General features: G+C 71.6%; 1 protein-coding gene. It reads left to right on the top strand.

What is annotated here, in order from left to right:
• The first annotated feature begins 114 nt into the window (after positions 1 to 114).
• On the top strand, positions 115 to 1,377 hold the full coding sequence (locus tag AB0E94_RS52985; protein WP_357084412.1) for a lanthionine synthetase C family protein: 1,263 nt from the start codon (positions 115 to 117) through the stop codon (positions 1,375 to 1,377).
• The last annotated feature ends 2 nt before the right edge of the window (positions 1,378 to 1,379 follow it).

Raw genomic sequence — 1,379 nt, 5'->3', positions numbered from 1 at the left:
CTTCGTTCGCGTCCACGGTCCTGACGAGGCTGCCGAGCAGGTCACGTATCGACTCGCCCGGCACATCGCGCTGGCTGCGGTCCGCCGTCGTGTGCGCACCACGGGGCCCTCTCGATGACCGTCACGCTGCTGGACGCTGCGCTGCTCCGAGCGGCCGAGACGATGGCGTCGCGCATCACCGACAGCCTGACCGAACCGCCGGCCCCGAACCATGCTGGAGACGACTACGGGCCACGGAGCACACGTTGGTACGGCCAATCGCTGTCCAAGGGGGCCGCCGGGGTGGCGATCCTGCACGGGGTGCGCGCGCAGACGGGTCACGGTGGCTGGGAGCCGGTCCGTGCGTGGCTGCGCCGCGCGAGTGCGGAGACGCTCAACAACGGTGCCGGAGCGGGGCTGTGGTTCGGTGCACCCGCTGTCACCCATGCGCTGACCACGGCTATGCCACACGCCCACCTGGCTGCCCTGGACGCCCTTGATCGTGCCGTCGCGGACCTGACCGGGCGTCGGTTGGCCGCTGCCGAGGCACGCCTCGCAGCAGGTGCCCGGCCCTCGCTGTCAGAGTTCGACCTAGTACGCGGGCTGACCGGCCTTGGAGCCCACCTGCTGCGCCGCTCCCCTGACGGCGACCTGCTGCGCCAGGTGCTGATGTACCTGGTGCGGCTCACCGAGCCGGTCGACGCCTTCGACGAGGCCGGCCGGCTCGCGCCGGGTTGGTGGAGCGCGGATCCACCCGATGGCGAGGGACCTGAGCGGGGCGGACATGCCAACCTCGGTATGGCGCACGGCATTACCGGCCCGTTGGCCCTGCTGGCTCTGGCCATGCGTCAGCACATCGGTGTGCCGGGACAGACCGAGGCGATCGGTCGGATCTGCTCATGGCTGGACAGGTGGCAGCAGACAGGCCCTGCGGGCCCCTGGTGGCCCGAGAAAATCACCGCCGCGGAGTTGCACGCCGGTAAGCCCGCCGCGAGCGGACCGGCGCGGCCGTCCTGGTGCTATGGCACCCCGGGTATCGCACGCGCCCACCAACTCGCCGGAATCGCCCTCGGCGACTGCGCCCGACAGCAGGCGGCAGAGGAGGCGCTGGCCCGCTGTATGGCCGACCCCGTTCAGCTCAACCAGGTCATCGACCCGTCGCTGTGCCACGGCTGGGCAGGGCTCGCCGCCACGCTCTGGTACGCCGCCGCCGACGCCCGCGACACCAGCCTGCCCGCCGCCGTGCCACACCTGACGCGGCTGCTGATCCAGCACGCCACCGACACCACTCCCGCGCCGTCCGGCCTGATCACGGGCCCCGCCGGCGTGGCCCTCAGCCTGCACATCTTCGCTACCGGCACCGCCATCCAATGGGCCACGAGCCTGCTGATCAACTAGAC

Origin of the sequence: Actinoplanes sp. NPDC026670 (assembly GCF_040638175.1) — a bacterium.
In the GTDB taxonomy this organism is placed as follows: Bacteria; Actinomycetota; Actinomycetes; order Mycobacteriales; family Micromonosporaceae; genus Actinoplanes.
Note: the sequence above shows the minus strand (reverse complement) of the source record. Positions and strands in the feature narration are given on the sequence as shown.